This is a genomic window from Streptomyces uncialis (assembly GCF_036250755.1).
GTDB lineage: Bacteria > Actinomycetota > Actinomycetes > Streptomycetales > Streptomycetaceae > Streptomyces > Streptomyces uncialis.
The window spans coordinates 8,629,791-8,652,995 of record NZ_CP109583.1; the positions used below are offsets into that span (position 1 = coordinate 8,629,791).

Here is a 23,205-nt window from a genome sequence, read left to right on the forward strand (position 1 = left end):
GATCTGCCGGGATCTTCCCCGCACCGAGGTGCCGGGAGCCCCACGAACGGGCCGTACGGGGATCGTCGCCGTCCGGGCCGCGCACGGCCCGTACGGCGACGGGGCCGGTCAGCGGGCCACGGACCGGGTGCCGCTGCGGGCCGTGGACACCCGGAGCGCGCCGTCGGGTCCGGGCCGCACCACCACATCGGCCAGGTGCGCGCCGCGGTCGGGGGGCCGCGCGGCCTCGCCGACCCCCAGCACCCGCGCCCCCGCGGCCCGCGCGGCGGCCACGCCCGCCGCGGAATCCTCGACCGCGAGACAGGAACCGGGCGGCACACCGAGCAGCGCGGCACCGCGCAGGAAGCCCTCCGGGTCCGGCTTCCCCCGCTCCACGTCCTCCGCGCACACCAGATGGACCGGGCGGGGCAGACCGGCCGCCGCCAGCCGGCTCAGCGCGACCTCACGGGCCGCCGAGGTGACGATCGCCCAGCGGTCCGCGTCCAGCGCGGCGAGGAGTCCGCGCACCCCGGGCAGGGGTGCGATGCCCTCGGTGTCCTCGACGGACAGCCGGTGCAGCCAGCGGAACTCCTCCTCCGCGTCCGCCCAGGGGGCGACCAGGGGGATGAACTCCGTGTCCCTGCGCCCGTGCGACCGGGCCAGCACCTCGTCCGGCCGGGCGCCCACCCGCCGGGCCCAGCGCACCGTATGACGCTCGATCGCCGCCAGCGACGAGACGAGCGTGCCGTCCAGGTCGAACAGGAACGCGCGGACCGACCACGGTCCGGCGGCGCCCGCCCGCTCAGGTGTCCGCGGCGCGAACCCCCCGGCGAGGTCCGGAGGTCGGGGCATCACAGTCTCCCTCTCACGGCGTCGAAGCGGATGCGGCGGTACTCCTGGGCGAGCGCGTCCAGGGCCGGGGAGGCCGCGTGGGCGGTCAGGAACCTGCTGGGCGCGCCGCTGCGCACCCCGGCGGCCGAGGTGAAGGACACCGGAAGGATTCCCTTGCCGGGGCGCCGATCGGTGCCGGGGGAGTCCCACCAGTCGGCCTCCGCCCGTGCCAGGCGGGGCAGCAGGGCCACCCACCGCGCCGGGTCGTCGGCAACCGGCGCGGACGGGTCCGCCCCGGTGGTGGACAGCAGCCCGAGGAGCGCCGTACTACGGGTGCGGAACCAGGTGGGCCCGTGCGCGCGGACCCCGTGCGCCAGCGCCAGCAGACCGCGTACGGTGGGGCGTTCACAGCTCAGCAGTTCCAGCACGGCGCCGCCGTCCGCGCCGGGCAGCGCGGTGGGGTCAGGGGCGTCCGACGCGGCCAGGTACGACAGCGCGCCGCCGCCCGAGTGACGCGCCGCCAGCTCCGGGAGGTTCGCCCCGGGGGCGGCCCCGCACCAGGGGCAGGGATGGACGAGCGCCCAGGTGGCGGGCGGCCGGGGCGCCGCTCCGGACAGGACCGCCGCCTCCCTGACCGCCATCTCCGACACGGCCTCGCGCACCCCCGCGTCCGGCCCGGCCTCCGAGGACAGGGCGGTGGACCCGTCCGCGCTCCGCCCCGGGCGACCGGCCTCGTTCCCGGCACGCCGGCCCAGTTCCAGCGCGCGGCGCGCCCACTCCACCGTCCCCTCCAGTTCCCCGGGCCCCAGCTCGGCCGCGTCCAGCGGCGCGAGCCCCGAACGGATCCAGGAGCGCAACGCCTCGTCACGGTCCCGTAGCCGCACCGGGCCGGGCGGGCGGTCCCACGCGGTGCGTGACACATCGTGGCCGAGCAGCCAGGCGGCGGCGCCCAGTTCCGTCCGCGCGGGCCGGGACAGCGACGTCACCGCGTCCTGGTCGCGCCGCTCCTCCAGGCTGTGGAGATCGGCCCGGACCCGGGCGGGGTCCGCACCGGTCCAGCCGGCCCAGTCGGTCCAGTCCCAGCCGAAGGGGTGCTCCAGCGGCTCCCGGGCCCCGGGCCTCAGGAGCCGAACCGCGCACCGCGAGTCCTGGAGTTCGACCGCGTAGGGCCGTCCGACCGTGCCCGAGCGCGGGGGGAACACGCGCGGTCCGGGCCGCTGCCAGTGCTCGACGGGCGGCGTGGCGGTTCCCACCGGGACCGTGGCGTGGCGCGGGCCGTGCGCGTCGTTCCCGGCGAGGCTGGGCCCGCCGCCGTGCTCCAGCAGATGCGGCACCGACGCGGTCACCGGATACCCCTTCTGGGCGCAGAAGCCCACCACCAGCTCGTCGTCGTCGCGGAAGTCGTCGGGGAATCGCCCCAGATGAGCGGCGAGCTCGCGGGCGGCCCCGGCCGGCAGGACGAGGCCGAGGGTCGGTACCCACTCGTGGTGCCCCAGCGGGGCCCAGGACTGCCCGGCGACGGCCGCGCAGCGCACCAGATAGGAGTTGTGGGGGCTGTTCCAGTTCGTGTAGAGCGCCAGGGCGTGGTCGGGCCGCTGGGCGACGGCCGCGGTGAGCTGTTCGGCGAATCCGGGACAGAGGGTGACGTCGTCCTGGAGCACCAGATGATGGGTGGCGCCGGGGTCGACCGACGCCCAGGCCAGCTTGGCCGTCCGCAGCGGACTGGGCGGCCCGGTGGGGTCGGGGTCCATGACGACCCGTGCGTCCAGCGGCCGGCAGGACGCCACCAGATCGGTCAACGACCGGCCGCGAAGCGGGTGGTGCATCACCGCCACACTGATCCGGAGGCGATCACCCGCAGCGTCCGCCGCACGGCCACCGCGGTCCTCGACGCCGGTCCCGGTCCGCGAGAGGGTCACGACGACTTCGACCCCTTCGGGCCGGACCGCGGCCCGCGGTGGACCGCCCTGTTCGCCGCGGCCCCCGGGGAAGTGGCGGGTCCCGTCCCGGGCACGGGGACGGGGGCACGGCGGAGCACCGTCGGTGCGGAGGATGTTCCGCTGCGGTGCACGGGGCTTCGGGCCGACACGGGGACTCCTTCTGCGCGGTGGACTCACGGACGGGGCGGGACGGACACCGTGGCCGGGCAACGGCCCTGGAAGGGTGGGACCCGGTCACTCCCGGTCGCCGGACCCGCCTTCGCGCCGGAACGTCCGTCGCTCCCATGAAGCCCCGGGACGAAACAGGAGGACCGATCCTTCCCCGGCCGTCCGGAGGCCGTTCGGTCCCGGTCCCTGAAGCGTGCGGAGCCGCCCGTCGGCCGGTCGATGAAGGCTCGCGAATCCATGCCGACCGTGTCAAGGAACTTCACCGCCGCCCGGTCCGCCGCCCCGTGGACCACTTCTTCCCCCGCACTCGATGACAACGGACCCCGGTGCACCGCCGTCACGAACCCGGTCACCACCGGCGGCGGCACACCCCGGGATGACATCGAATGGACCGGAAGTAGCTGCCAACCGCGCGGCGGGGGCAGCCCGCTCCCGGCCCGCTAGCCTCGGAACGAGAGGTGCTCTCCGCGGCCCTGACGGGGGCGCGTCCGTGGCGCACACCGGACGGCTCCCCGCGTACAGCGCTTGTGGTCCCATCAGCCAGCCCCACCTCGCGGAGGACGTGCCATGGAGCAGCAAGAGGTCGCCGAGCACATCAAGGCATCGCTGGAGGCGGTTCTCCAGCGGGAGGTCGTGGGGCTGAACGCCGACAGCCGGCTGTTCGAGGATCTCTCCCTGGACTCGATGAGCGTTCTGGAGCTGCTGCTGACCCTGGAGGACACGATCGGTCTGGAGATCGACCCGGACGAGCTCGACGCGGAGGTGTTCCGGTCGTTCGGGAGCCTGTCCGACTACGTGGTGGGCCAGTTGCGGAAGGCGGCGTGAGCGGCCGCGCGCCGCGGACGGGGGACGGACCGTGACGATCACCATGTCCCGGGTGGCGGTACGGGTGCCCGACGGGCGGGACGGGGTCGACGAGATCCTGGCACGGTACGACCGGCCCCGGGCCGAACGACGGCTGTTCACCCGGATCTACGGGCTGCGCACCAGCCCGGTGTTCTCCGCGGGGGAGAGCCTGCTGGAGCAACTGCTGGACGCCGGACGGGAAGCCCTCGCCGGCCGGCGGGCCGCCCTGGTGCTCTACGGCCACACCCTGCTGGTGCAGCCGTTCGGGCATCACGACGAGTTCGTGTCGGAGATCCGCGACCGGCTCGCCCTGCCCGGGGTCCCCGTGTACGGGATCTCCCGGATCAACTGCGCGTCGGTGCTGCGCGGCGCCGACCTCGCCGACCGCTTCCTGAATCGTCCGTCCGCCGCTCCCGAGGACACCGTGCTCGTGCTCGGCGGCGACCAGGGAAGCATGGGGGACATGTCCCGCGTCATCCCGGGGGTCGCGGTCTGCGGGGACGCCGCGGCGGCCTTCGTCATGGGCCGCGAGGGGACGAACCACCGTGGCCGGTACCGCTATCTGGGCGGGGCGGCGGCCCGCGACGACCGGTTCCACCGCAATCTGCGGATGACACCGGAGGAGAGCCGGGCGTTCGGTGCCGCCTGTGTCGAGGGCATGGCGGGCGTGGTGGACGCCGCCCTGGAACGGACGGGACTGCGCCGCGACGAGGTGGACTGGATCATGCCGCACATGTCCAACGCCTTCGTCTGGCGCGCGGTCGGCGGAGCGCTGGGCATCCCGATGGAGCGGATCTGCCTCGATCTGCTGCCCGATCAGGGCCACCTCTTCGGAGTGGACGCGCTGACCGCGCTCGACCACGCCGACCGCACCGGCCGACTCCGGCCGGGCCAGCGGTGCGTACTGGCCGCGCAGGGCATGGGCGCCTACTTCCAGGCGGCCGTCGTCGAGGTGACGGACGACGCGCCATGACACGACGAGGACGGCAGGACGCGCACCGCGTCCGCGTCGCCGTGGGCACCCCGCGGCATACGACCACGCGAGCCGGAGGCGCCCTGTGAGCACCGGAGCCCCCCAGCTGTCCGTGGTCGCCCTCGCCGTCGCCACGGAGGAGGACCCGCGGTACCACGACCCCCGGCGGTCACGGGACACCGAGGACATGGCCGGACTGTTCGGCGGCTGGGACACGGCGCGGGAGGACGAGGGCGACGGCCTGCTCGCCGCGTACCTGGCCTCCGTGGCGCAGTACAGCGGAGCGCCGCCGTCCGAACTGCGCATGCTCACCGCACCGCCGGACGGCGAGGACATCGCGAGGACGGCCCTGAGCCGGCTGGGCCCGCCGCCGGGTCCGCAGCCCTTCGTCCTGGTGCAGGCATCGGCCGACCGGGACATGCTCAGCGCGGCCCTGCCCCGGCTCGTCCATGAGAGCCGGTGGCCCGTCACGGAGGACCTGGGCCTCACCCATCTCGGAGATCTGGGCGGCACCGCCGTGGTGGGCCTGGTCTCCTGGTGGGCGGACGCCCGCTCCGGGGCGACGGCCCTGGTCGTCGACCAGCCATTGTTCGCCCTCGCCGGGGCCCTGCCCGCGCGGCTGACCGCCGTGGCGCTGCGCTTCGGCGACGGCGACGGCCCCCTGCACGTCCTCGACCAGGGAGAGGGACGCCCGCCGCCCGCGGCGGACCGAAGCTTCCACGGCCCGGGAGCCTGCGGCGGCTGGCCGGAACTGCATCATGCCCTTCACCACGACGAACTGCGCCCGGATGACCGGATCCTGGTGCGCTGCGGTGCGGAGGAACAGCGTTCCTGGGTCCTGCTGCGCCGTACCGCGAGCGCCCTCGGCGAAGGCCGGTGAGCACCGCCGGGAACGGCACCCCGGCGGGACGAAGGGCCCGGGCCCCGGTACGCCCCGGCCTGCGGCCGCCGTGCCGCCCGGAGGACCACCGGCCCTCGGGGAGGAGCGCGGCAGGCATCGCCATATGACCCTGGCCATGGCCGAACGCGCTTGCCCGGCCCGCCCGTACGTCCGGTGACGGGACTCCGGAGGCACGGGCACGGGCACGGGCCCGGAGGCACGGGCACGGGTGCTTCCCGCTCGTCCACCCGTGCCCTCCCGGGTCCGGAGGAGGTCCGGTCACCCGGGTCACCGGCCGACGCCCGGCGCCGGACGGCCGCGGTCCGTATCCGTCGGCCCGGCACCGGGCATGACACGGACCCGGCACCGCCGAGCGCGCCCGACGCGCCGTCGGCCACCCGCGCGCAACCGCTGAATCCAGCCAGAGATCAGCGGACAAATCGGTCCGATACTCGGTCGGTTGCCCGGCGAGCGACACCTTCGCGCCACGGGAGAGGCTTGGTCTAGACGATTCGTCGGAGCGCTTGCTAGCTTTCGCATCGCTGATCAGCGGGCGTTCCACCAGAGCAATGGCCGAGCAGAGAGATCCGGCTGCCGTTTCTGTGTGTACGGGGGAGTAGGGATGCGCTTTCGCATGCTCGGACCGCTGGAAGTCACCGGTCCCGACCGCTCCGTCCCCATCACCGCCGAGCGCCAGCGCGTGCTGCTGGCCCTGCTGTTGATGGAGGCGAACCGGGTGGTCACGGCTGAACGGCTCGTGGACGCGGTGTGGGGCGACTCCCCGCCGTCCACGGCACGCGGCCAGATCCATATCTGTGTGTCCATGGTCCGGGCCAATCTGGCGAAAGCAGGGCTCACGGATGTGATCCACACCCGCCCCTGGGGCTATGTCGCCGAGGTCGCGGACGACGATCTCGATCTCCATGTCTTCGACCGCCTCGCGCTGGCCGGCCGCGCCGCCGCCGAGTCCGGCCGCCACGCGGAGGCCGTCTCCGTCTTCGCCGAGGCCCTGGCCCTGTGGCGCGGGGACATCCATGTCGACAGCGGCGCCGCGCGCACCGCGCTGCAAGCGCCCGTGGCCCGGCTCAACGAACAGCGGCTGACCGTCGTGGACCAGTGGGTGGACGCCCAGATGGCACTCGGCCTGCACCAGCAGCTCATCGAGCAGCTGATCGAACTGGTCATGCAGAACCCGCTGCGCGAACATCTGCGGGCCCAGCTCATGGTCGCGCTGTACCGCTCCGGCCGGCAGGCCGAGGCTCTGGAGGCCTACCGCGGCGGGCGCCAGGTCCTGATCGACGAACTCGGCATCGAACCGGGCGAGGAACTGCGCCGGGTGCAGGAGGAGATCCTGTCCGGTGCCCTGGACAGCCCGCGGCCGTCCCCCGCCGCGCCCCCGGCACCCGCGCCGGACGCGCCGGCCGCCGAGGCGCCCCGGGTGCCCCGACTGCTCCCGGGAGCCATCGCGGACTTCACCGGCCGCGACGCACTGGTCGACCAGCTCACTCACGCCCTGGAGACCGACCCCGCCGACTCGTGCGGCCTGCGGATCATCGCCGTCACCGGCAAGGGCGGGGTCGGCAAGACCACCCTCGCGGTGCACCTCGGCCATCTGCTGGCCGACCGCTATCCCGACGGACAGCTGTTCGCGAAACTCCGGGGCCCGTCCGGCCGGCCGGTGGCACCGGGACAGATCCTGGAACGGTTCCTGCGCAGCCTCGGAGTGCCCGGGGCCGCCATTCCGGCGACCGTCGAGGAACGCGCCGAACTCTTCCGCGACCACATCGCCGACCGGCGCGTCCTGATCCTGCTCGACGACGCGATCGACGAGGCACAGGTGCGCTGGCTGCTGCCCGGCTCCCCCCACTGCCCCGTCCTGCTCACCAGCCGGTCCCGGCTGACCGGCCTGGAAGGCACCCACTCCGTCCAGATGGACGTCTTCACCACCGAACAGGCCTTGCAGATGCTCTCCCGGATCATCGGCGCCGAACGGGTCCAGGTCGACATCCCCAGCGCCCTGGCGCTGATCGACCTCTGCGACGGCCTCGCCCTGGCACTGCGTATCGCCGCCGCCCGGATGGCCGCCCGCCCGCACTGGCCCCTCGGCCAGATGGTCGCCCGGCTGCACAACGAGCACGAACGGCTCAACGAACTGACCCACGGCGGGGTCGACGTCCGCGCCAGCCTCGCCGTCGCCTACCAGGAACTGCCGGTCGACGCCCAGTGCCTCTTCCGAAGACTGTCCGTCCTCGAAGCCACGGAGTTCTCCTCCTGGGTGGCCGCGCCGCTGCTGGGAACGGACGTGGCGACGGCCGAGGACACCCTGGAACGCCTGGTCGACGCGCAGCTCGTCGACGTCGAACTGGTCGACGGCTGCCGCGCCCGCTACCGGCTGCACAGCCTGGTCCGTGTCTACTCCCAGGAATGCCTGGCCGAGAAGGAGAGCACACCGCAGCGCGCGGCCGTGCTCAGCAGGGTGCTCAGCACCTGGCTGTACCTCCTGGAGGAGGCCCAGCGCCGGGTGTACCAGGGCGACCACGCCCTGCATGGCACCGCACCGCGCCGCGCCCTGGACCGATGGGTGGTCGACCGCGAGGTGGCCGACCCGATGGTCTGGTTCGAGGAGGAACGCACCAGCCTGATCACCGCCGTACGGCAGGCCGCCGCGGCGGGTCACGACGAACTGTGCTGGGACCTCGCCCTGACGCTGGTCACGATGTTCGAGAACTACAACTACTTCGACGACTGGCGCACCACACACGAGGTCGCGCTGGCCGTCACCCGGCACAACGACAACCGCCGCGGCCAGGCCGCGATGCTGTACTCACTCGGCTCCCTGCATATGTTCGAGTACCGCCTCGACGAGGCCGGCAGCCGGCTGGGCGCGGCCCGCAAGCTGTTCCGCGAGGTCGGCGACCGGCACGGCCAGGCGCTCGCCATCCGCAACCTCGCCTTCATCGACCAGGTGCGGGGCCGCCGCGACGAGGCGATGGACGGCTACGAGGAGGCGCTCGCCAAGCTCGACCAGGCGGGCGACCCGACAACCGAGGCCCACATCCTGGGCAGCATGGCGCAGATCCAGCTGGACCGCGGCCTCGTCACGGAGGCCAAGCGCACCCTGGAGACCGCGCTCGCGCTCCTCCAGCACTCCGGCGGCCACCGCATCCGCGCGCAGACGCTCTGCCGCCTGGGCGAGGCACATCTGGAGACCGGCGACCTGGCAGCCGCCGAACGCGCCTTCACCGAGGGCATGGAGAGCATCCGCGCCGCCGGTGACCAGGTGGGCGAGGCCCACGCCCTGCGGGGCCTGGCCACCGCGCGGCACAGACAGGGCGCGCACACCGCGGCCCTGGAGATGCTGGAACGCGCCGTCGCCATCGCGGACCGCGTCAACGAACGATTCACCGCCGGCCGGATCCGGCTCACCCTGGGCGAGGTGACCGCCGAACAGCGGCGCTACGTCCTGGCCCGGGAACACACGGCCGCCGCCCTGGAGATCTTCCAGCGGATCGACGCGGCGGGCTGGCGGGACCGGGCGATACGGGTGCTCAAGGACATCGACGCCGAGTCGGCCGAAGCCCCGGCGCCGAGTTGGTCCCTCTGGGGGCACGGCCCGTCGGCGCCACGGCTGGAGACCTCCGCGACGCGCCCGGGAGCCAGGCGCTGACCGCCGTGAAGGGTGATCCGCGCTGCGCCCGCGAGCCGCGCCGGCCACGGTGAAAGGTGAGCGGTAGCGACCTGGTAGCGCGAGGGGGGACGGTGTGTGCCCGGTGCGGACGGCACCACGCGGTGACACACGACCCCAAGGAAGAGGGCGACGCGGCGTGAAGCTTGTGGTGTCCGTCATGGACGGGACCAACGGACAGCCCGCCGACGGTCTGTCGGTCCGGCTCGAACAGTTCGGTCTGGACGGCTGGCGGCGGATCTGGAAGGGCATCACGGGCGAGGACGGACGGTCCGGGTGCGCGGTGAGCCCGGGGGAGATCGACGGCTTCTCCCGGCTGACGCTGGAGACCGACCGGTACTTCGCCACGCTCGGACTGAGGCCCTTCTACAGCCACATCACGGTGGAGCTGTCGGGCGGCGAGCCCCACGACCGCCAGGAACTCTCGGTCGTGCTCACCCCCCACGGATACGTGGTCTGCGGAGCCGGCTGACCCGCGCGTATCCCACCCGCCGGGTGCCCCGGACGGGACACCGGCCGCCGACCGGCCAGGAGGGACGATCATGGAACACACCCTGTACGAGTGGTTCGCCGCCTCCGCCCTGGAGTTCGGCGACAGACCCGCGCTGGAGGTCGGCGAGGAACGGCTGACCTACCGGGAACTGCGCGGACTGGCCGAACGGATCGCGGCGGACCTGGTCACGGCCCATCGCGGGACACCGGCCCGGGTCGGCCTCCTGGCCGGACGCGATGTGCTCACCTACGCCGGATATCTCGCGGTACAGCGACTCGGCGCCACGGTCGTCCCGCTCAGCCCCTTCGCCCCGGCGGTCCGTAACGCCGTGATCGTCCGCGCCGCCGGTCTCGACCTCGTACTCGCCGGGCCCACGCCCGCCGGGCCCGCCGCGCCGTCATGGCCGGTGCCCGTCGTACCGCTGCGGCGTACCGCCCCGCCCACCGCCCGGCTGCGGCTGCCGCGGCGAGTGGACGACACCGACGCGCTCGCCTATGTACTGTTCACCTCCGGCTCGACCGGTACCCCCAAGGGCGTCCCCATCCGGCACGGCAATGTCTGCGCCTACCTGGCGCACGTCATCGCCCGCTACGGACTCGGACCCGGCTGCCGGGTCTCCCAGACCTTCGACCTGACCTTCGACCTCTCCGTCTTCGACATGTTCGCCACCTGGGGCAGCGGGGCCACCCTGGTCGTCCCCACCCGCCGTGACCTCATGGTGCCGGTGCGCTGGGTCGCGGACAAGAAGCTCACCCACTGGTTCTCGGTGCCGTCCCTGGTGTCCTTCGCCCGCCGGATGCGCACCCTGCGCCCCGGCCGGATGCCCGCTCTGCGCTGGAGCCTCTTCTGCGGTGAGCCGCTCACCCTCCAGCAGGCCGGGGCCTGGGCCGCTGCGGCGCCGCACAGCACCCTGGCCAACCTCTACGGCCCCACCGAACTCACCATCAGCTGCGCCGAGTACACACTCCCGGCCGATGCCGCGCGCTGGCCCCGGCCCGCCAACGGCACGGTGCCGATCGGCTCCGTCCACCCCGGACTCGCACACCTGGTGCTCGACGCGCGCGGACGGCCCGCCGACGAAGGGGAACTGGTCGTACGCGGCGCCCAGCGGTTCCCGGGCTACCTGGACGCGGACAGCGACAAGGGCAGATTCCTCTCCTACGACCGCCCCGGCGAGGACGCGACGCCCTACACGGGCGACGGCCCGCTGACCGCCGCTCACTGGTACCGCACCGGCGACCGGGTACGACGGGAGGACGGGCGACTGGTCCATCTGGGCCGGACGGACCAGCAGATCAAGCTGCACGGCTACCGGATCGAACTGGGCGAGATCGAGGCCGCGCTGCGCGAGCAGCCCGGCGTACGGGACGCCGTCGCCGTGGCCGTCGCACGACCGGGCGACGAGATCGCCCTGGAAGCGGTGTGCACCGGTACGGACCTGATCCCCGAGGCGATCAGGTCGGCGCTCGAAGCGCGGCTCCCGGCCTACATGGTCCCGCGCGTCACCTCCCTGGTGGAGGAACTTCCCCTGAACGTCAACGGGAAGATCGACCGGCAAGCCGTCACCACGGCCCTCGAAGGTCGGCGCGCGGCGCGCCGTCCGGTCACGCCGCGCGGGTGAAACGGCGACCCGCCACCGCGACCGCCAGCAGGGCCAGTACCGCGATCAGACCGACCTCCAGCGCGACCGGCGGGGCCCAGCCCCACAGCTCGGGCCCCGCGGCCCGGCCGCCGTAGTCGACGACCCCGTCCCCGGGGAGGGTGCGGCGTACGGCGTCGACACCGTAGGTCAGCGGATTGAGCAGCACAGCGGTGCCCAGCCAGCCGGGCAGCCCGCTGGCCGGGAACATCGCGCCGGACAGGAAGAGCATCGGCATCATCGCCAGGCTCACCGCGATCTGGAACGTCTGCGGCCGTGTGATGCACACCGCCGCCAAAACCCCCATCGCTGTGAAGGCGAAGGAGATCAGCGCCAGTTCGAGCAGCACGAGCAGCATCCCGGCACGATAGGGGATGCCCACGATCCCGGCCGTGGCGAGCACCATCGCGGCATACGCGGCACCGGTGGTCGCGCCGCCCAGACAGATGCCGAGGAGCAGCGTCCCGCGGCGCACCGGGGCGACGAGCATCTGGCGCAGGAACCCCGTCTGACGGTCCCACACGATGGCCGCCCCGACCGCGATCGCGGGCGCCTGCAACGCCATCATCAGCACACCGGGGAAGAGGAATCCCTGATAGCTTCCGCCGCCCGCGCCCACCTCGTTCAGGCCGGTGCCCAGGATCAGCAGGAACATCAGCGGTGTCAGCAGCCCCATACCGATCTGCAACCGGTTGCCCAGGAAGCGGATCATCTCGCGCTGCCACATCACCTTGAGCGTCCGCAGATCCCGGTGGCCGGGCCGGCGGGGGCCCGGCGGCGACGGCGGCTGTGCCACCCGTGTCCCACCGGCGTGGGCGACCTCCGTACCTGACATCGGCTACCTCCTCCTGGCGACCAGATCGGCCATCGTCATCGGTCCGGTCTCCGCTTCCCGGATGGTGCGGCCGGTGTAGTGCAGGAACACATCGTCCAGCGTGGGCGGTGCGACGGTCACCGAGTGCACCGGCACGGTGAGTTCGGCGCACAGCGTGGGTACGAACGCCGCCCCGTCCGCCGCCCGCAGCCGCACCCCGCCGGGCCCGGCCGCCGCGTCCAGCCGGAAACGCTCCCGCAGCACCTTCACGGCCGTGTCGTCGTCCCCCGTGCGCAGGGTGATCAGATCCTCGCCGATCACGGCCTTCAACTCGTCCGTGGCGCCCTCGGCGACGATCTCGCCGTTGTCGATGATGGCGATCCGGTCGCAGTGCTCGGCCTCCTCCATCTGATGTGTCGTCAGGAAGAGGGTGGTGCCGCGCTCGTCGCGCATCCGGTGCAGATGCTCCCAGATGGCCACCCGGGTCTGCGGATCGAGTCCGGTGGTCGGCTCGTCCAGGAACAGGACATGCGGGGAGTGCAGCAGCCCCCGCACGATCTCCAGCCGCCTCCTCATACCACCGGAGAACGTACGCACCCTGGTACCCGCGCGCTCGGTGAGGTCCACCATGTCGAGCATCGCGGCGATCGTCCGGCGCGCCTCGCGCCGGGGCATCCCGAAGAGCTCCGCGTGGAACCTCAGATTGTCCTCGGCGGTCAGATCGCCGTCCACGGTGGACTCCTGGAAGACCAGACCGATACGGCGACGGACCTCGTCCGGTTCGCGGACCACATCATGACCGGCGACGGCCGCATGCCCCAGGGTCGGCCGCAGCAGGGTGCAAAGCATGCTGATCGTGGTGCTCTTCCCCGCGCCGTTCGGGCCCAGGAAACCGAAGATCTCACCCGCCCGCACACTGAGGTCCACCCCCGTCACGGCCTCCCGGTCGCCGAAGAGCTTGCACAGCCCCTCGGCGTGCACGGCGGGGGTCCCCGCGTCCCCCGTCACGGCCGCCCGCCCGACGGGTGCCGGACGCTCATCATCGTGTGGAACAGGGTCGTGTCGTCGCCCTCCCCGACCGCGGCGCCGCCTACCTCCACCCAGGCGTGCGCCCGGAACGGCTCGGTACGGACACCCGTGCACCAGTCCGGCCACCGCCCCCGCAACCGGCACAGCAGGACCGTCGCGATCGACCGCTGGAGACAGCCCTGCCCGGCGCACCGGGCGCTGACCGTCACCACCGCCTGACGGGCACCGAGCGCCTGCGCGGCGGTCGCCGGACGGGTGCCCCGCCGGGCGAACCGCAGCACCTGACCCAGCCTGCGCGGCGGCAGCAGACTCAAGGGACGCGCCACGACGACCGCGCCGCGCGCGGTGAGGTGCCGGTGCCAGGACAGCCGGACCGAGAGCTCGGAGGCGACGGGCATCGTCATGACGCCACCACCAGACGGGCCTCGCTCAGCGCGTCGACCAGCGTCCGCACATCGCTCAGCGCCCGCTCGGCGGCCACGGAGCTGTCCCGGGCCAGCCGCTCCGCGACCTCCTGCGGCGACCGCCCGTCCAGCAGCAGCCGCAGTACGGTCGCCCCGGCCGGGTTGAGCTGCCAGTAGCGTCCGCCGCGCTGGTCCAGCAGGACCATCCCGCCGCCGGTGTCGGTGGCGGTGACATCCGTTCTCAGGGTGAGACTCATCGTGGCTCTCCTGTCGGGTGTGCCGTCAATGCCGCCGCGGGGGCGGTGCGGACCGGCCCGCGCAGCCAGGCCTCGCAGGACAGGGTGTTCTCGAACGGCGTCAGATCCCGGGTCTCGGGCTTCGGACCCAGCAGCCCGGCACGGAGCGCGCCGGCGTCCACCAGCCCCAGCCGGGCGAGCTCCAGATCGTCGCACCGCTCCAGCAGCAGCCGCCGGTTGCGCAGCAGGCCCTCGTACGCCTCGGCGCTGAACTCGCCCTTGCTGCGGCGGCCGAGCAGTTGGGCGGGGACGACCCCGCGCATCGCGGCGGTCAGGACCGGCTTGTACCGGCCCCGGGCGACCCGGTCCTCGGTCCGCACCATGAGCGCCGCTTCGAGCACACGATCGTCCAGGAAAGGGGCCTCCAGCGTGACGCCGGTGCCGTCGAGGGCGAGATTCATCTGGCGCAGCGCGCTGCCGCTCACCAGCGCCCCCTCGATCACCTGGTGCTGATGCCGGTCCCGGTGCATCGGCCCGGGCCGCGCGTCGGCGGCCTCGCCCAGCAGCCGCCGTACGGTCGCGACGGCGTCCCCGGTGGCCCACGGCGGCATCCTGGGCACCCCGCCCCAGCCGAACGAGGGCTCCCGCGGGTGCGGAAGGGGATCGGTGAGACCGTCGGCGACGGCCCGCAGCGAGGCGGCGAAGGGCCTGGAGTCCAGGAGACCGCGGACCGTGGGGCCGAGCCACCAGCGGTTCAGCAGCCGCATCCGGTTCAGATCCGGCAGGCTGGTCAGCGGATGTCCGCGCACCATGGACCACAGATACGTGGGGCTGGGGGAGAACAGCTCGTCCCCGCCGACCCCCATCAGATGCGTCCGTGCCCCGGCTCCCGCCGCGGCGCGCGCGACGAACTCCATCTGGGCGTGGTTGCGGTGCCACGCCAGCGGCCCTTCCAGCAGACCGCCACCCGCCGCGTGGTGCTCCGGCGGCGTCTGGAACCACGTCGGCCTGCGGTCCGCCGGGACGGACCGGTGGCGGGCGTCCGGCAGCGCGGCGGCCGACCGCTCCCACCACAGCGCGTCGTCGTTCGCGAGGTCCAGCGGCTGCCAGTGATGGGTGTGCAGCTCCGCCCCGGTGGCGGCGGCCAGGAAACACAGGCTGGTGGAGTCCATCCCGCCGGAGAGGTCGGCGCTGACGGCGGTGCCCGCCCGGGCCCGGGCCCCGACCGCGTCACGCAACGCGGAACGCACCGTGCCGGCCGACCGGGACAGCGGGGCGACGGGCTCCGGCACACTCCACCACCGGTGGGCGCGGCACTCACCGCCGGGGGTCAGCTCCAGCCAGTGGCCGGGGGCCGACTGCGCCACACCGGACCAGACCGTCCGCAGGCTCAGCGGCCACGGCGGCCCCGGGGTCAGCAGCCGCAACGCCAGCGATTCCTCGTCGACGCCCCGCCCGGCGAGCGCCGCGAGACGGGCCGGATCACCGGCGGCCACCGTGACGCCGGAGACCCGGGTATGGAAGATCTGCCGTGCGGTCGACAAGGTGCCCTGCGCCCGTACCCGGCCCTCGAAGGAGGCCGTCAGATGGCAGCTTCCCGGCAGCCGACGGGCCAGGGAGTCCACATCGTGCAGCGAGCGTGCCGTCTCCAGCAGCCGTTCCAGCGTGCCCGGAGCGGGCCGGGCGTGGCCCAGCAGCACGATCCGGCGGTCCCCCGCGCTCACCGTCACGATCTCGTCCTCGTCCCAGTGGCCGACCACCCACGGCCGTCCCGAGGCGTGCCGCACCACCCGCGGGTCCCGGCGTTCGTTCCGGTCCCGGGAGCCGCCCGGCTGCGCCCGGACCTGGGCGAGCGCGGCGGCGTCCTCGCTGTCCGGGAGGATCAGGAAGTCCATGGTTCCTTCTCGGGAGTAGCGCTGACGTGGGGACATCAGGCCGGGCCCGCCGCGGCACGCCCGCGGACCCGGTGGCGGCGGGGCGAAGGGCCGCACAGGCCCCGCGCCCCGCCGCCGACGCCGTCACATCAGCAGGCGAACGGCGTGTTCCAGCCGACCAGGTCGTTCGGGCAGCCCCAGGGCGTACCGAGCGTCAGCTCGGTGAAGTCCCCGACCTCGACCAGCGTGGGTGCCTCGTAGATCTCGATGTCCTCGATCATCGTCAACTCTCCTCGGTCCGAAGGTGTACGGACGTGCTCCCCGACCCGCTGTCCGCGGGGCCGGGAGGCGGCCCGTCGGATGGACAACCTCAAGGTAGGAGGCATCGCGTCCCGGTCTCCTGAGCCATCCGTCCCGTCCCGGTCCCGTATTCCCCCAGGACACTGTCCGGCCGATCGGCCACCGTGCTGCAATCTCTCGGGTCATCACCAGTCACCCATGGGAGAGGGGTCCGTATGCCTGACATCAGCCGCAGGCGCGTACTGGGTACCGGGCTGGCCACCACGGCCGCAGCCGGCCTCGGCATCACGGGAGCGGGGACGGGGTGGGCCGCGTCCGCGCTCCCCGGTCCCCACCAGGACCGGGACTTCCCGCCGGTACCCGGGATGCGCGGGGACCGGCGGGCCAACGAGTTCTGGTGGCAGTACGAGGTCCGGTTCGCCTTCGAGGCGACCCAGGAGGTCCGGGACGCCTACGCCGCCATCGACAGGTCCGTCGGCGGCCAGGGCGACGGATCACGTCTGTTCGCACTGCACGCCCGGTACCAGCAGATCCGGCGCGAGGGCGGCTTCCCGGACGACTACCTGTCCCTGGTGGCGCCGGTCAAGGACGCCTACGCGGTCCTGTCCCGGCTCCAACTGGAGCTGTTCGACGACCACTACGGCGGCCGTCACCAGCACCTGCTGCCCTGGGCCTTCGTCCGGATGGGCGACGGCACCCTCTACGACCCGCGGATGCCCGGCCGGAACAAACTCCATCTGATGCCGTACGGCGCGAACGGCGTGATGACCCACGCCTGGCACCTCTGGCACGCCGTCAACCGGGCGAACACCCTGCTGGGCCTCTCGCCCGGCCGGTGGAACCGGATCGACCCGCTGATCGGCCTCGGATGGGCCGTGCAGTCGGTGATGTATCCGGACCCGGATCTGGTGAACCCGCCCATGGCCACCGGGACCGCCCAGCGACTCGTCCGGCAGTGGCGGTGGCGGACGCCCGCGCGGATGGACACGGCGTTCGACAGCCATCCGCACCCGCCGGGCCACCGCCCCTGACCGCCCACGGCCGGGGCACCGGACACCCCGGGCGCCCCGGCGACCCCCGCGCTCACGCGTCGCGTCTGCGCAGCACCGCGTAGCCGCCCAGCACCGCCGCGACCGTCCACGCCACGAGGACCAGCACCGCGGTGCCCGGTCCGTACGCCGTGGTCATGTCGTCCCGCTCGACGACCCGCATCAGGACGGCACCCGCCTGGTCCGGGAGGTACCGGGCGGCCTTCTCCACCCCCGGGATGATGTTCAGGATCGGCGACACGATGAAGAACAGCGGCACCAGGAGCGCCAGGGCGAGGACCGAACTGCGCAGCATCGTGGCCGCGCCCATCGCGAAGGCGCACATCAGCGTCATGTAGAGCGCCGCGCCCCACACGGCGCGCGCCGAACCCGGGGCGTCGAACGAGGTGCTGTGCGGACCGAGCGCGGCCTGGGCGACGAAGAACGTGATGAAGGCACTGGCCAGGGCCACCCCGGCCGCCAGCAGCGTCCCGACGGTGATCTTGGCGCCGTAGAAGAGACCGCGCCGCGGCACCGCCGCCAGCGAGGTACGGATCGTCCCGCTGGTGTACTCGGTGCTCACCACCAGCACACCGAACACCAGCAGGATGATCTGGCTGAAGGTGAGCCCCTGGAACCCGGTGTACACGGCGTCGAAGTTCGCCCGCTCCTGCGGGGTCCGGTCGTCGAAGGTGCCGCGCACGGCCAGCCCGAGCGACAGACCGATGACGACGGAGACGAGGAACGTCAGCACGAACGTCCACAGGGTCGACCGGACCGTACGGATCTTGGTGAGCTCGGCGGTGAGCACCGCCCATGACGCACCCATGGTCATGATTCCTTTCCCTGGCCGGTGGGCTGCCGTTCGCCCTGCTGGCCCACGGTGCGGGAGACCGGGGAGCGGTACTCCACGTCCTGCTCGGTGAGCCGCATGAACGCGTCCTCCAGCGAGGCGGACTGCACGCTCACCTCGTGCACCGTCAGCCCCTGCCGGGCGGCCAGCTCGCCGATGGTCGCGGCCTGGTCCCCCACGGCCTCCAGCGCGCCGTCCGCCGCCCGGGTCACCGTGATGCCCCGCTCGGTCAGGACCTGGTGCATCCGGTCCGGTTCCGGTGTGCGGACCCGGACGAAGGTCAGGGAGTTGCGTGCGATGAACTCCTTCATACCGGTGTCCGCGAGCAGCCGCCCCCGCCCGATCACGATGAGGTGTTCCGCGGTGAGGGCCATCTCGCTCATCAGATGGCTGGAGACGAACACCGTGCGCCCTTCACCGGCGAGCTCCTTCATCAGATCCCTGATCCAGCGGATGCCCTCCGGGTCGAGTCCGTTCACCGGCTCGTCGAACAGCAGCACCGGCGGGTCGCCGAGCAGCGCGGCCGCGACCCCCAGACGCTGGCTCATCCCGAGGGAGAACTGCCCGGCCCGCCGCCCGGCCACGCTCTCCAGACCCACGAGTTCGAGCACCTCCCGCACCCGGCGCCGGGGAATCCGGTTGCTCTGCGCCAGCCACAGCAGATGGTTGTGGGCCGTGCGGCCGCTGTGCACGTCCTTGGCCTCCAGCAGGGCACCGACGTGCCGCAGCGGATCGGCCGGCCGCGCGTACGGCCGGCCGTCGAACCGGATCTCTCCGGAGGCCGGGCGGTCCAGACCGAGCATCATCCGCATCGTGGTCGACTTGCCCGCGCCGTTCGGCCCGAGGAAGCCCGTCACCCGCCCGGGGCGCACCTGGAAGGACAGCCGGTCGACGGCCACGGTCTCGCCGTAGCGTTTGGTCAGTTCGTTCAGTTCGATCACACCGACACCCTCCCGCGTTCCGGGGGTCGGGCACATCGGACCGGAGCGTGAACCGGGATGTCCACCCGGGGTCCGGGGTCCACCGCGGCCGGCGGCCCGTTCTCAGTCCGGGGTATGACATACCCCGGGCTGATGCGTGGTCAGATCACCCCGGGGTACGGTCGGTCGGTGCAAGCGCCCGGCCCCCTCCCCGTTGTGCCCCGCCGGCTGAGCCGTGGCGGGCTGATCGCCGTCGACGGCCTGGCCGCCGCCGGGTACGCCACGCTGCTGCTGGTGGCCGCCCTCACCGAGGTACGGCCCGCGGACCCGGGCGTGCCGCTGTGGGCGGAGTGCCTGGTCGTCGCCCTGACCGGCCTCCCGATCGCCGTCCGCCGCCCCTTCCCGCTCACCGCCCTGGGTATCGCGCTCGTCCTCGCCGTGGCCTCCGTGCTGCTCGACATGGTGCGGGACCCGTTCGTCGTGGTCTGTCTGACGCTCTACACCGTCGCCGTCACCGACCCCGCGCGGCGGTGGATTCCCTGGCTCGCGGCCTCGATGCTCGGCCTCGCCGGCGCGCTCGGGACCCCGCTGACCACCACCCCGTACTGGTGGCTCGACGGCCCCGGGCTCATCCTCTTCGGCTGGGCGGCCATGGCGGGGTCCTGGACGGTCGGGCGGGCCGTGAAGGAGCGGCGGGCGGCCATCGCGCACTTCACCGAGCAGGTCGCCGAACGCGCCGCCGCGGAGGAACGCCTGCGTATCGCCCGCGAGTTGCATGACATCGTGACCCACAGCATGGGGCTGATCGCCGTGAAGTCCGCGGTGGCGAACCATGTGGCCCGCACCCGTCCGGAGGAGGTCCAGGACGCCTTGCGTGTCATCGAGGCGACCAGCCGCAGCACGCTCCGCGAGATGCGGCAGATGCTCGGCGTCCTGCGCTCCGAGGTCGAACCCGGCCCACTGGGCCCCGCCCCCGGTCTGGCCCGGCTGCCCGAGCTCGCGGAGCGGGCGGGCACGGCGGGTGTCACCGTCGAGATGGAACTGCGCACCGAGGACACCCTGCCGGAAGGACTGGAACTGTCGGTGTACCGGATCGCCCAGGAGGCCCTGACGAATGTGATCAAGCACGCCGCCCCCGCGTCCTGCCGCATCCTGGTCACCGCCGACGGCCGTACGGTGACGATCGAGGTCAGCGACGACGGCGGCGGTGGTCGGCACCCGCAGGGACACCCACCGGCCCGGCCGGGCCCCGGCAGCGGGCGGCACGGTCTGCTGGGGATGCGGGAGCGCGCGGCACTGTACGGCGGCTCCTTCACCGCCGGACCGTCGCCCGACGGCGGCTTCCGGGTCCGCGCCCAGCTGCCCTACCAGCCCGTCGTCAAGAGCGGGGACGGCGTATGACGCGCGACCAGGTCCGGGTGCTCGTCGCCGACGACCAGGCGCTGCTGCGGGGCAGCTTCCGTGTCCTGGTGGACTCCGATCCCGGCCTGAAGGTCGTCGGGGAGGCGGACACCGGGGTGACGGCGGTCGACATGGCTCTGCGTACCCGGCCCGACGTGGTGCTGATGGATGTACGAATGCCCGAGATGGACGGTATCGAGGCGACCCGGAGGATCTGCGCCGCTCCCGGGGCGAAGGGCATCCGGGTGCTGATGCTGACCATGTTCGACCTGGACGACTACGTCTACGCGGCGCTCCGCGGCGGCGCCAGCGGATTCCTGCTCAAGGACACCCCGCCCGGCGAACTGCTGGCGGCCATCCGCGTCGTCGCCTCCGGTGAGGGACTGCTGGCCCCCTCGGTGACCCGCCGCCTGATCGCCGAGTTCGTGCGCACCCCCGAATCGGCCCGCCCTCCCGGGCGCGTCCTCGCCGGTACGACCGAGCGGGAGCGCGAGGTGCTGACGCTCATCGCCCGGGGACTGTCGAACGCCGAGATCGCCGCGTGGTTGCATCTGAGTCCCGCGACCGTGAAGACACACGTGGGCCATCTGCTCAGAAAGCTGGAGGCCCGTGACCGTGCCCAGCTCGTCATCGTCGCCTATGAGACGGGACTGGTGGCGGCCTCGCCGGAGGCGGGAGCGTGACGGCGGCTCATCTGCCGAGCCCGGCGTCACGGGCCCGTACCCCCGCCATGGAACGGTCGTTGACCTGGAGCTTGGCGAAGACGTGCGAGACATGGTTGCGGACGGTCTTCTCGGAGAGCACGAGCGCACGCGCGATCCGTCGGTTGCTGTAGCCACGTGCCACCAGATCGAGTACCTCCCGCTCACGGTCCGTGAGCTGGGGGAACGCGGCCCGGCTGGGCAGTTCGTGCACCGCCGAGAAGTAGGTGCCGAGCCGCTGCGCGATGTCGGAGCTGAAGACCGCCCCGCCCTCCACCACCGTGAGAACGGCACGCAGCAGCACGTCCCGCGACGCGTCCTTGGTCACATAGCCGTGCGCACCGGCCCGCAGGACCGCCACCACCTCGTCGTCCTCCGCGGACATCGACACGACGAGCACCCGTGGCCGGTGGGTGCCGGCCGGACCGCTCGCGGCGTCCGCGGTGAGCTCCCTGATCGTCTCCAGCCCCGAGATCCCGGGAAGCCTCAGATCCATCAGGACCACATCCACCGAGGAACCCAGCTCCGGTACGAGGTCCAGGGCGTCCTCACCGCTGAACGCCTCGCCGACCACCTTCAGTTCACCGCTGCTCTCCAGGGCGGCCCGCATCCCCTCCCGGAACATCGGATGGTCGTCGACAAGAAACACCCCGACGGTCATGCGGCGCTCCGGGACGCGTCCCGGCGGGTCCGCCGCGTGGGTATTCGGGGCACTACGGCCCGCACCACGGTCCCCGGGGACGCGTCGGAGCGCGGGCCGACCGTACATCGGCCCCCCACCGCTTCGGCGCTGCGGGCCATGGAGACGAGGCCGATCCCGTGGTCACGCGGCTGCCCGGCCCACTCCCCGGTGCCGTCGTCGCGCACCTCCAGGACCATGTTCCCGCCATCCGCCGACAGCTGTACGTCTATGCGCGCGGCCCCCGCGTGCCGGACCGCGTTGGTCAGGCTCTCCGCCGCGATGCGATAGAGCGCCGCTTTCGTGGCCGCTGCCACGAGCGGCGGACCACAGGAAACCTCCAGGGTGATCTCCGGCGCCGAATCGCCCAGGCTGCTGACCAGTTGCCGCAGCGCGTCGGGCAGTCCCACGCCGTCCGTGCCGCCGGACGGCGCGGTGTCGGTGATGCTGTGGACGCCCTGCGCCGCGCGCAGTGTCTCGGCCGCGGCCTCGGTGAGCAGCCGTCGCGTCTTGGGGTCGTGCGCGAGACCGGCGGCGGCCGTGTCCAACCGCAGTCTGATGCCGAGCAGGGTCGGACCCAGTGTGTCGTGGATGTCGTAGCGCAGCCGGCGGCGCTCCTCCTGCCGGGCGGCGTCCACGCGCCGGCGCAGGGCCAGGGCCGCCGCGGGGGAGAGCGCCGGGTCCAGGGACTCCGTCCGGCGCGGTCCCCGCAGCAGCAGGCCGCTCAGGAAGCACAGCACCCCGATGCCCGCCGCCGGGACCATGGCCGCCACCATGAGCAGCGCCCCGCAGAGCACCGGGACCCCCAGTCCGGGCCAGATCCGGCGGTTCGACCGCCGCAGCCGTCCGGCGAGCGCGGTGTACACGGGCAGTGCCATCGCGGCCGGAATCAGGATGGTCAGCCAGCCGACCGGGCTGGGCTGCTCGCCCGGGGAGTCCGTGTCGACCGGGGCGAGGGCGTAGGCGACATAGGTGATCAGGGCGGACACGGCGAGATCCGCCCATGAGGGGGCGGTGCCCGGCGCCGTCATCCGGGGCGGCGCGAAATGCCTTACCGAATGATCTTCCGTATCGCCCGTTCCTGCCTCTCCGATGCGCACTGCGAAGTGCTTCCGCCTGCTCAAATTCCCCCCTTGGTGGATCTGTGAATCAAAGGCTAAGCCCCTTGGTCGGCCATCTGGAGAGTGATATCTGGTCAGCCGAAGCATGACGCGATTATCGGTTCGTCAACGGCATGCCACTCCGAATTCTGCGGGGACCCGATTACATGCCACGCATCCGTGGCGGTTGGCCGATGTGTGAACCGACCGCCCTGAGTGCATGGAGGGGGGCCGACGGCAACGGAGCGTTCCGGCGAACGGTCTGACCCCGCACGGTCGGAGATGGCCGTCCAGTACCGGACACCGATGAGCGGATCGGTCGGAACCTCCGAGCGATTCCCGCCACCCGGTAGCGCGCGCCGCAGCAGCAATTCGGGGTGATCGCCGTGACCGTCCGGAGATCATCCCGGAATCGGGGAGAGTGAATGCAGT

21 protein-coding genes are annotated in these 23,205 nt (G+C 72.9%); 9 read left to right on the forward strand and 12 right to left on the reverse strand.

All coding sequences use genetic code 11. From position 1 onward, the window contains the following. Positions 1-108: 108 nt before the first annotated feature. Both OG711_RS36160 and OG711_RS36165 read right to left on the reverse strand, forming a co-directional pair. Positions 109-831, reverse strand: coding sequence for an HAD-IA family hydrolase (locus OG711_RS36160; protein WP_073788597.1), 723 nt, complete (start codon positions 829-831; stop codon positions 109-111). Then, positions 831-2,636, reverse strand: coding sequence for a hypothetical protein (locus OG711_RS36165; protein ID WP_329562987.1), 1,806 nt, complete (start codon positions 2,634-2,636; stop codon positions 831-833). Before OG711_RS36165 ends, OG711_RS36160 begins: the two co-directional genes overlap by 1 nt. Before the next feature lie 849 nt (positions 2,637-3,485). On the opposite strand from OG711_RS36165, the gene OG711_RS36170 reads away from it, so the two are divergent. The 6 genes from OG711_RS36170 (at position 3,486) to OG711_RS36195 (ending at position 11,416) form a co-directional block, all read left to right on the forward strand. Next, complete coding sequence (locus OG711_RS36170) at positions 3,486-3,743, forward strand: acyl carrier protein (RefSeq protein ID WP_073788595.1); 258 nt, start codon at positions 3,486-3,488, stop codon at positions 3,741-3,743. Between the two features lie 31 nt (positions 3,744-3,774). After that, on the forward strand, positions 3,775-4,737 hold the full coding sequence (locus OG711_RS36175) for a 3-oxoacyl-[acyl-carrier-protein] synthase III C-terminal domain-containing protein (protein ID WP_329562990.1): 963 nt from the start codon (positions 3,775-3,777) through the stop codon (positions 4,735-4,737). An 85-nt stretch (positions 4,738-4,822) separates the two neighbouring features. Further along, positions 4,823-5,617, forward strand: a complete 795-nt coding sequence (locus OG711_RS36180) for a hypothetical protein (RefSeq protein ID WP_329562991.1) — start codon at positions 4,823-4,825, stop codon at positions 5,615-5,617. 622 nt (positions 5,618-6,239) lie between these two features. Beyond that, positions 6,240-9,284: an AfsR/SARP family transcriptional regulator gene (locus OG711_RS36185; RefSeq protein WP_329562993.1), complete on the forward strand. Its 3,045-nt coding sequence runs from the start codon at positions 6,240-6,242 to the stop codon at positions 9,282-9,284. Positions 9,285-9,441: 157 nt separating this feature from the next. Further along, positions 9,442-9,774 (forward strand): hydroxyisourate hydrolase, encoded by a 333-nt coding sequence (locus tag OG711_RS36190; RefSeq protein ID WP_073788589.1) that lies wholly within the window; start codon positions 9,442-9,444, stop codon positions 9,772-9,774. A 70-nt stretch (positions 9,775-9,844) separates the two neighbouring features. Further along, the gene (locus OG711_RS36195; RefSeq protein WP_329562995.1) at positions 9,845-11,416 is read left to right on the forward strand and encodes an AMP-binding protein; all 1,572 of its coding nucleotides are present in this window, start codon (positions 9,845-9,847) and stop codon (positions 11,414-11,416) included. Here OG711_RS36195 and OG711_RS36200 read toward each other — a convergent pair. The 6 genes from OG711_RS36200 to OG711_RS36225 all read right to left on the reverse strand — a co-directional run bounded on the left by OG711_RS36200 (position 11,400) and on the right by OG711_RS36225 (position 16,072). Continuing rightward, positions 11,400-12,269, reverse strand: coding sequence for an ABC transporter permease (locus OG711_RS36200; RefSeq protein ID WP_073788587.1), 870 nt, complete (start codon positions 12,267-12,269; stop codon positions 11,400-11,402). The two genes, OG711_RS36195 and OG711_RS36200, sit on opposite strands and share 17 nt — an antisense overlap. A 3-nt stretch (positions 12,270-12,272) precedes the next feature. Then, positions 12,273-13,256 carry an ATP-binding cassette domain-containing protein gene (locus OG711_RS36205; protein ID WP_073788585.1) on the reverse strand — a complete coding sequence of 328 codons (984 nt, stop codon included), beginning with the start codon at positions 13,254-13,256 and terminating at the stop codon, positions 12,273-12,275. Continuing rightward, the gene (locus OG711_RS36210) at positions 13,253-13,681 is read right to left on the reverse strand and encodes a lasso peptide biosynthesis B2 protein (protein ID WP_329562998.1); all 429 of its coding nucleotides are present in this window, start codon (positions 13,679-13,681) and stop codon (positions 13,253-13,255) included. Before OG711_RS36210 ends, OG711_RS36205 begins: the two co-directional genes overlap by 4 nt. Further along, positions 13,678-13,938, reverse strand: a complete 261-nt coding sequence (locus tag OG711_RS36215) for a lasso peptide biosynthesis PqqD family chaperone (protein WP_073788581.1) — start codon at positions 13,936-13,938, stop codon at positions 13,678-13,680. The genes OG711_RS36210 and OG711_RS36215 overlap by 4 nt, the downstream gene beginning before the upstream one ends. After that, entirely contained in the window at positions 13,935-15,812 is a 1,878-nt protein-coding gene (locus OG711_RS36220) for an asparagine synthase-related protein (RefSeq protein WP_329563000.1), read from the reverse strand. The genes OG711_RS36215 and OG711_RS36220 overlap by 4 nt, the downstream gene beginning before the upstream one ends. A 128-nt stretch (positions 15,813-15,940) precedes the next feature. Beyond that, a complete protein-coding gene (locus OG711_RS36225; protein ID WP_107420598.1) occupies positions 15,941-16,072 on the reverse strand; it encodes a lasso RiPP family leader peptide-containing protein in 132 nt (43 codons plus the stop codon). A 234-nt stretch (positions 16,073-16,306) separates the two neighbouring features. On the opposite strand from OG711_RS36225, the gene OG711_RS36230 reads away from it, so the two are divergent. Next, positions 16,307-17,122: a hypothetical protein gene (locus OG711_RS36230; RefSeq protein WP_329563002.1), complete on the forward strand. Its 816-nt coding sequence runs from the start codon at positions 16,307-16,309 to the stop codon at positions 17,120-17,122. Positions 17,123-17,174: 52 nt separating this feature from the next. On the opposite strand, the gene OG711_RS36235 is transcribed toward OG711_RS36230, so the two are convergent. Together OG711_RS36235 and OG711_RS36240 are read right to left on the reverse strand one after the other, a co-directional pair. Then, positions 17,175-17,954 (reverse strand): ABC transporter permease subunit, encoded by a 780-nt coding sequence (locus OG711_RS36235; protein ID WP_245876796.1) that lies wholly within the window; start codon positions 17,952-17,954, stop codon positions 17,175-17,177. Beyond that, positions 17,951-18,913 (reverse strand): ABC transporter ATP-binding protein, encoded by a 963-nt coding sequence (locus OG711_RS36240; RefSeq protein ID WP_329563005.1) that lies wholly within the window; start codon positions 18,911-18,913, stop codon positions 17,951-17,953. The genes OG711_RS36235 and OG711_RS36240 overlap by 4 nt, the downstream gene beginning before the upstream one ends. Positions 18,914-19,081: 168 nt before the next feature. Between OG711_RS36240 and OG711_RS36245 the strand changes: the two genes are divergently transcribed. Further along, a complete protein-coding gene (locus OG711_RS36245) occupies positions 19,082-20,293 on the forward strand; it encodes a sensor histidine kinase (protein WP_329563007.1) in 1,212 nt (403 codons plus the stop codon). Beyond that, positions 20,290-20,976, forward strand: a complete 687-nt coding sequence (locus OG711_RS36250; protein WP_329563009.1) for a response regulator transcription factor — start codon at positions 20,290-20,292, stop codon at positions 20,974-20,976. The genes OG711_RS36245 and OG711_RS36250 overlap by 4 nt, the downstream gene beginning before the upstream one ends. 7 nt (positions 20,977-20,983) lie before the next feature. Here OG711_RS36250 and OG711_RS36255 read toward each other — a convergent pair whose 3' ends face one another. Both OG711_RS36255 and OG711_RS36260 read right to left on the reverse strand, forming a co-directional pair. Continuing rightward, a complete protein-coding gene (locus OG711_RS36255) occupies positions 20,984-21,655 on the reverse strand; it encodes a response regulator (RefSeq protein ID WP_266511515.1) in 672 nt (223 codons plus the stop codon). Beyond that, positions 21,652-22,662 carry a sensor histidine kinase gene (locus tag OG711_RS36260; RefSeq protein ID WP_329563012.1) on the reverse strand — a complete coding sequence of 337 codons (1,011 nt, stop codon included), beginning with the start codon at positions 22,660-22,662 and terminating at the stop codon, positions 21,652-21,654. The genes OG711_RS36255 and OG711_RS36260 overlap by 4 nt, the downstream gene beginning before the upstream one ends. Positions 22,663-23,205: the final 543 nt, after the last annotated feature.

What these genes read in the sequence shown, in the direction of transcription:
- OG711_RS36165 (WP_329562987.1), bottom strand. Translation starts at nt 2,636, where the DNA reads ATGCACCACCCGCTTCGCGGCCGGTCGTTGACCGATCTGGTGGCGTCC.
- OG711_RS36230 (WP_329563002.1), top strand. Translation starts at nt 16,307, where the DNA reads ATGCCTGACATCAGCCGCAGGCGCGTACTGGGTACCGGGCTGGCCACC.
- OG711_RS36170 (WP_073788595.1), top strand. Translation starts at nt 3,486, where the DNA reads ATGGAGCAGCAAGAGGTCGCCGAGCACATCAAGGCATCGCTGGAGGCG.
- OG711_RS36215 (WP_073788581.1), bottom strand. Translation starts at nt 13,938, where the DNA reads ATGAGTCTCACCCTGAGAACGGATGTCACCGCCACCGACACCGGCGGC.
- OG711_RS36225 (WP_107420598.1), bottom strand. Translation starts at nt 16,072, where the DNA reads ATGATCGAGGACATCGAGATCTACGAGGCACCCACGCTGGTCGAGGTC.
- OG711_RS36220 (WP_329563000.1), bottom strand. Translation starts at nt 15,812, where the DNA reads ATGGACTTCCTGATCCTCCCGGACAGCGAGGACGCCGCCGCGCTCGCC.
- OG711_RS36185 (WP_329562993.1), top strand. Translation starts at nt 6,240, where the DNA reads ATGCGCTTTCGCATGCTCGGACCGCTGGAAGTCACCGGTCCCGACCGC.
- OG711_RS36200 (WP_073788587.1), bottom strand. Translation starts at nt 12,269, where the DNA reads ATGTCAGGTACGGAGGTCGCCCACGCCGGTGGGACACGGGTGGCACAG.
- OG711_RS36195 (WP_329562995.1), top strand. Translation starts at nt 9,845, where the DNA reads ATGGAACACACCCTGTACGAGTGGTTCGCCGCCTCCGCCCTGGAGTTC.
- OG711_RS36210 (WP_329562998.1), bottom strand. Translation starts at nt 13,681, where the DNA reads ATGACGATGCCCGTCGCCTCCGAGCTCTCGGTCCGGCTGTCCTGGCAC.
- OG711_RS36160 (WP_073788597.1), bottom strand. Translation starts at nt 831, where the DNA reads ATGCCCCGACCTCCGGACCTCGCCGGGGGGTTCGCGCCGCGGACACCT.
- OG711_RS36255 (WP_266511515.1), bottom strand. Translation starts at nt 21,655, where the DNA reads ATGACCGTCGGGGTGTTTCTTGTCGACGACCATCCGATGTTCCGGGAG.
- OG711_RS36235 (WP_245876796.1), bottom strand. Translation starts at nt 17,954, where the DNA reads ATGACCATGGGTGCGTCATGGGCGGTGCTCACCGCCGAGCTCACCAAG.
- OG711_RS36250 (WP_329563009.1), top strand. Translation starts at nt 20,290, where the DNA reads ATGACGCGCGACCAGGTCCGGGTGCTCGTCGCCGACGACCAGGCGCTG.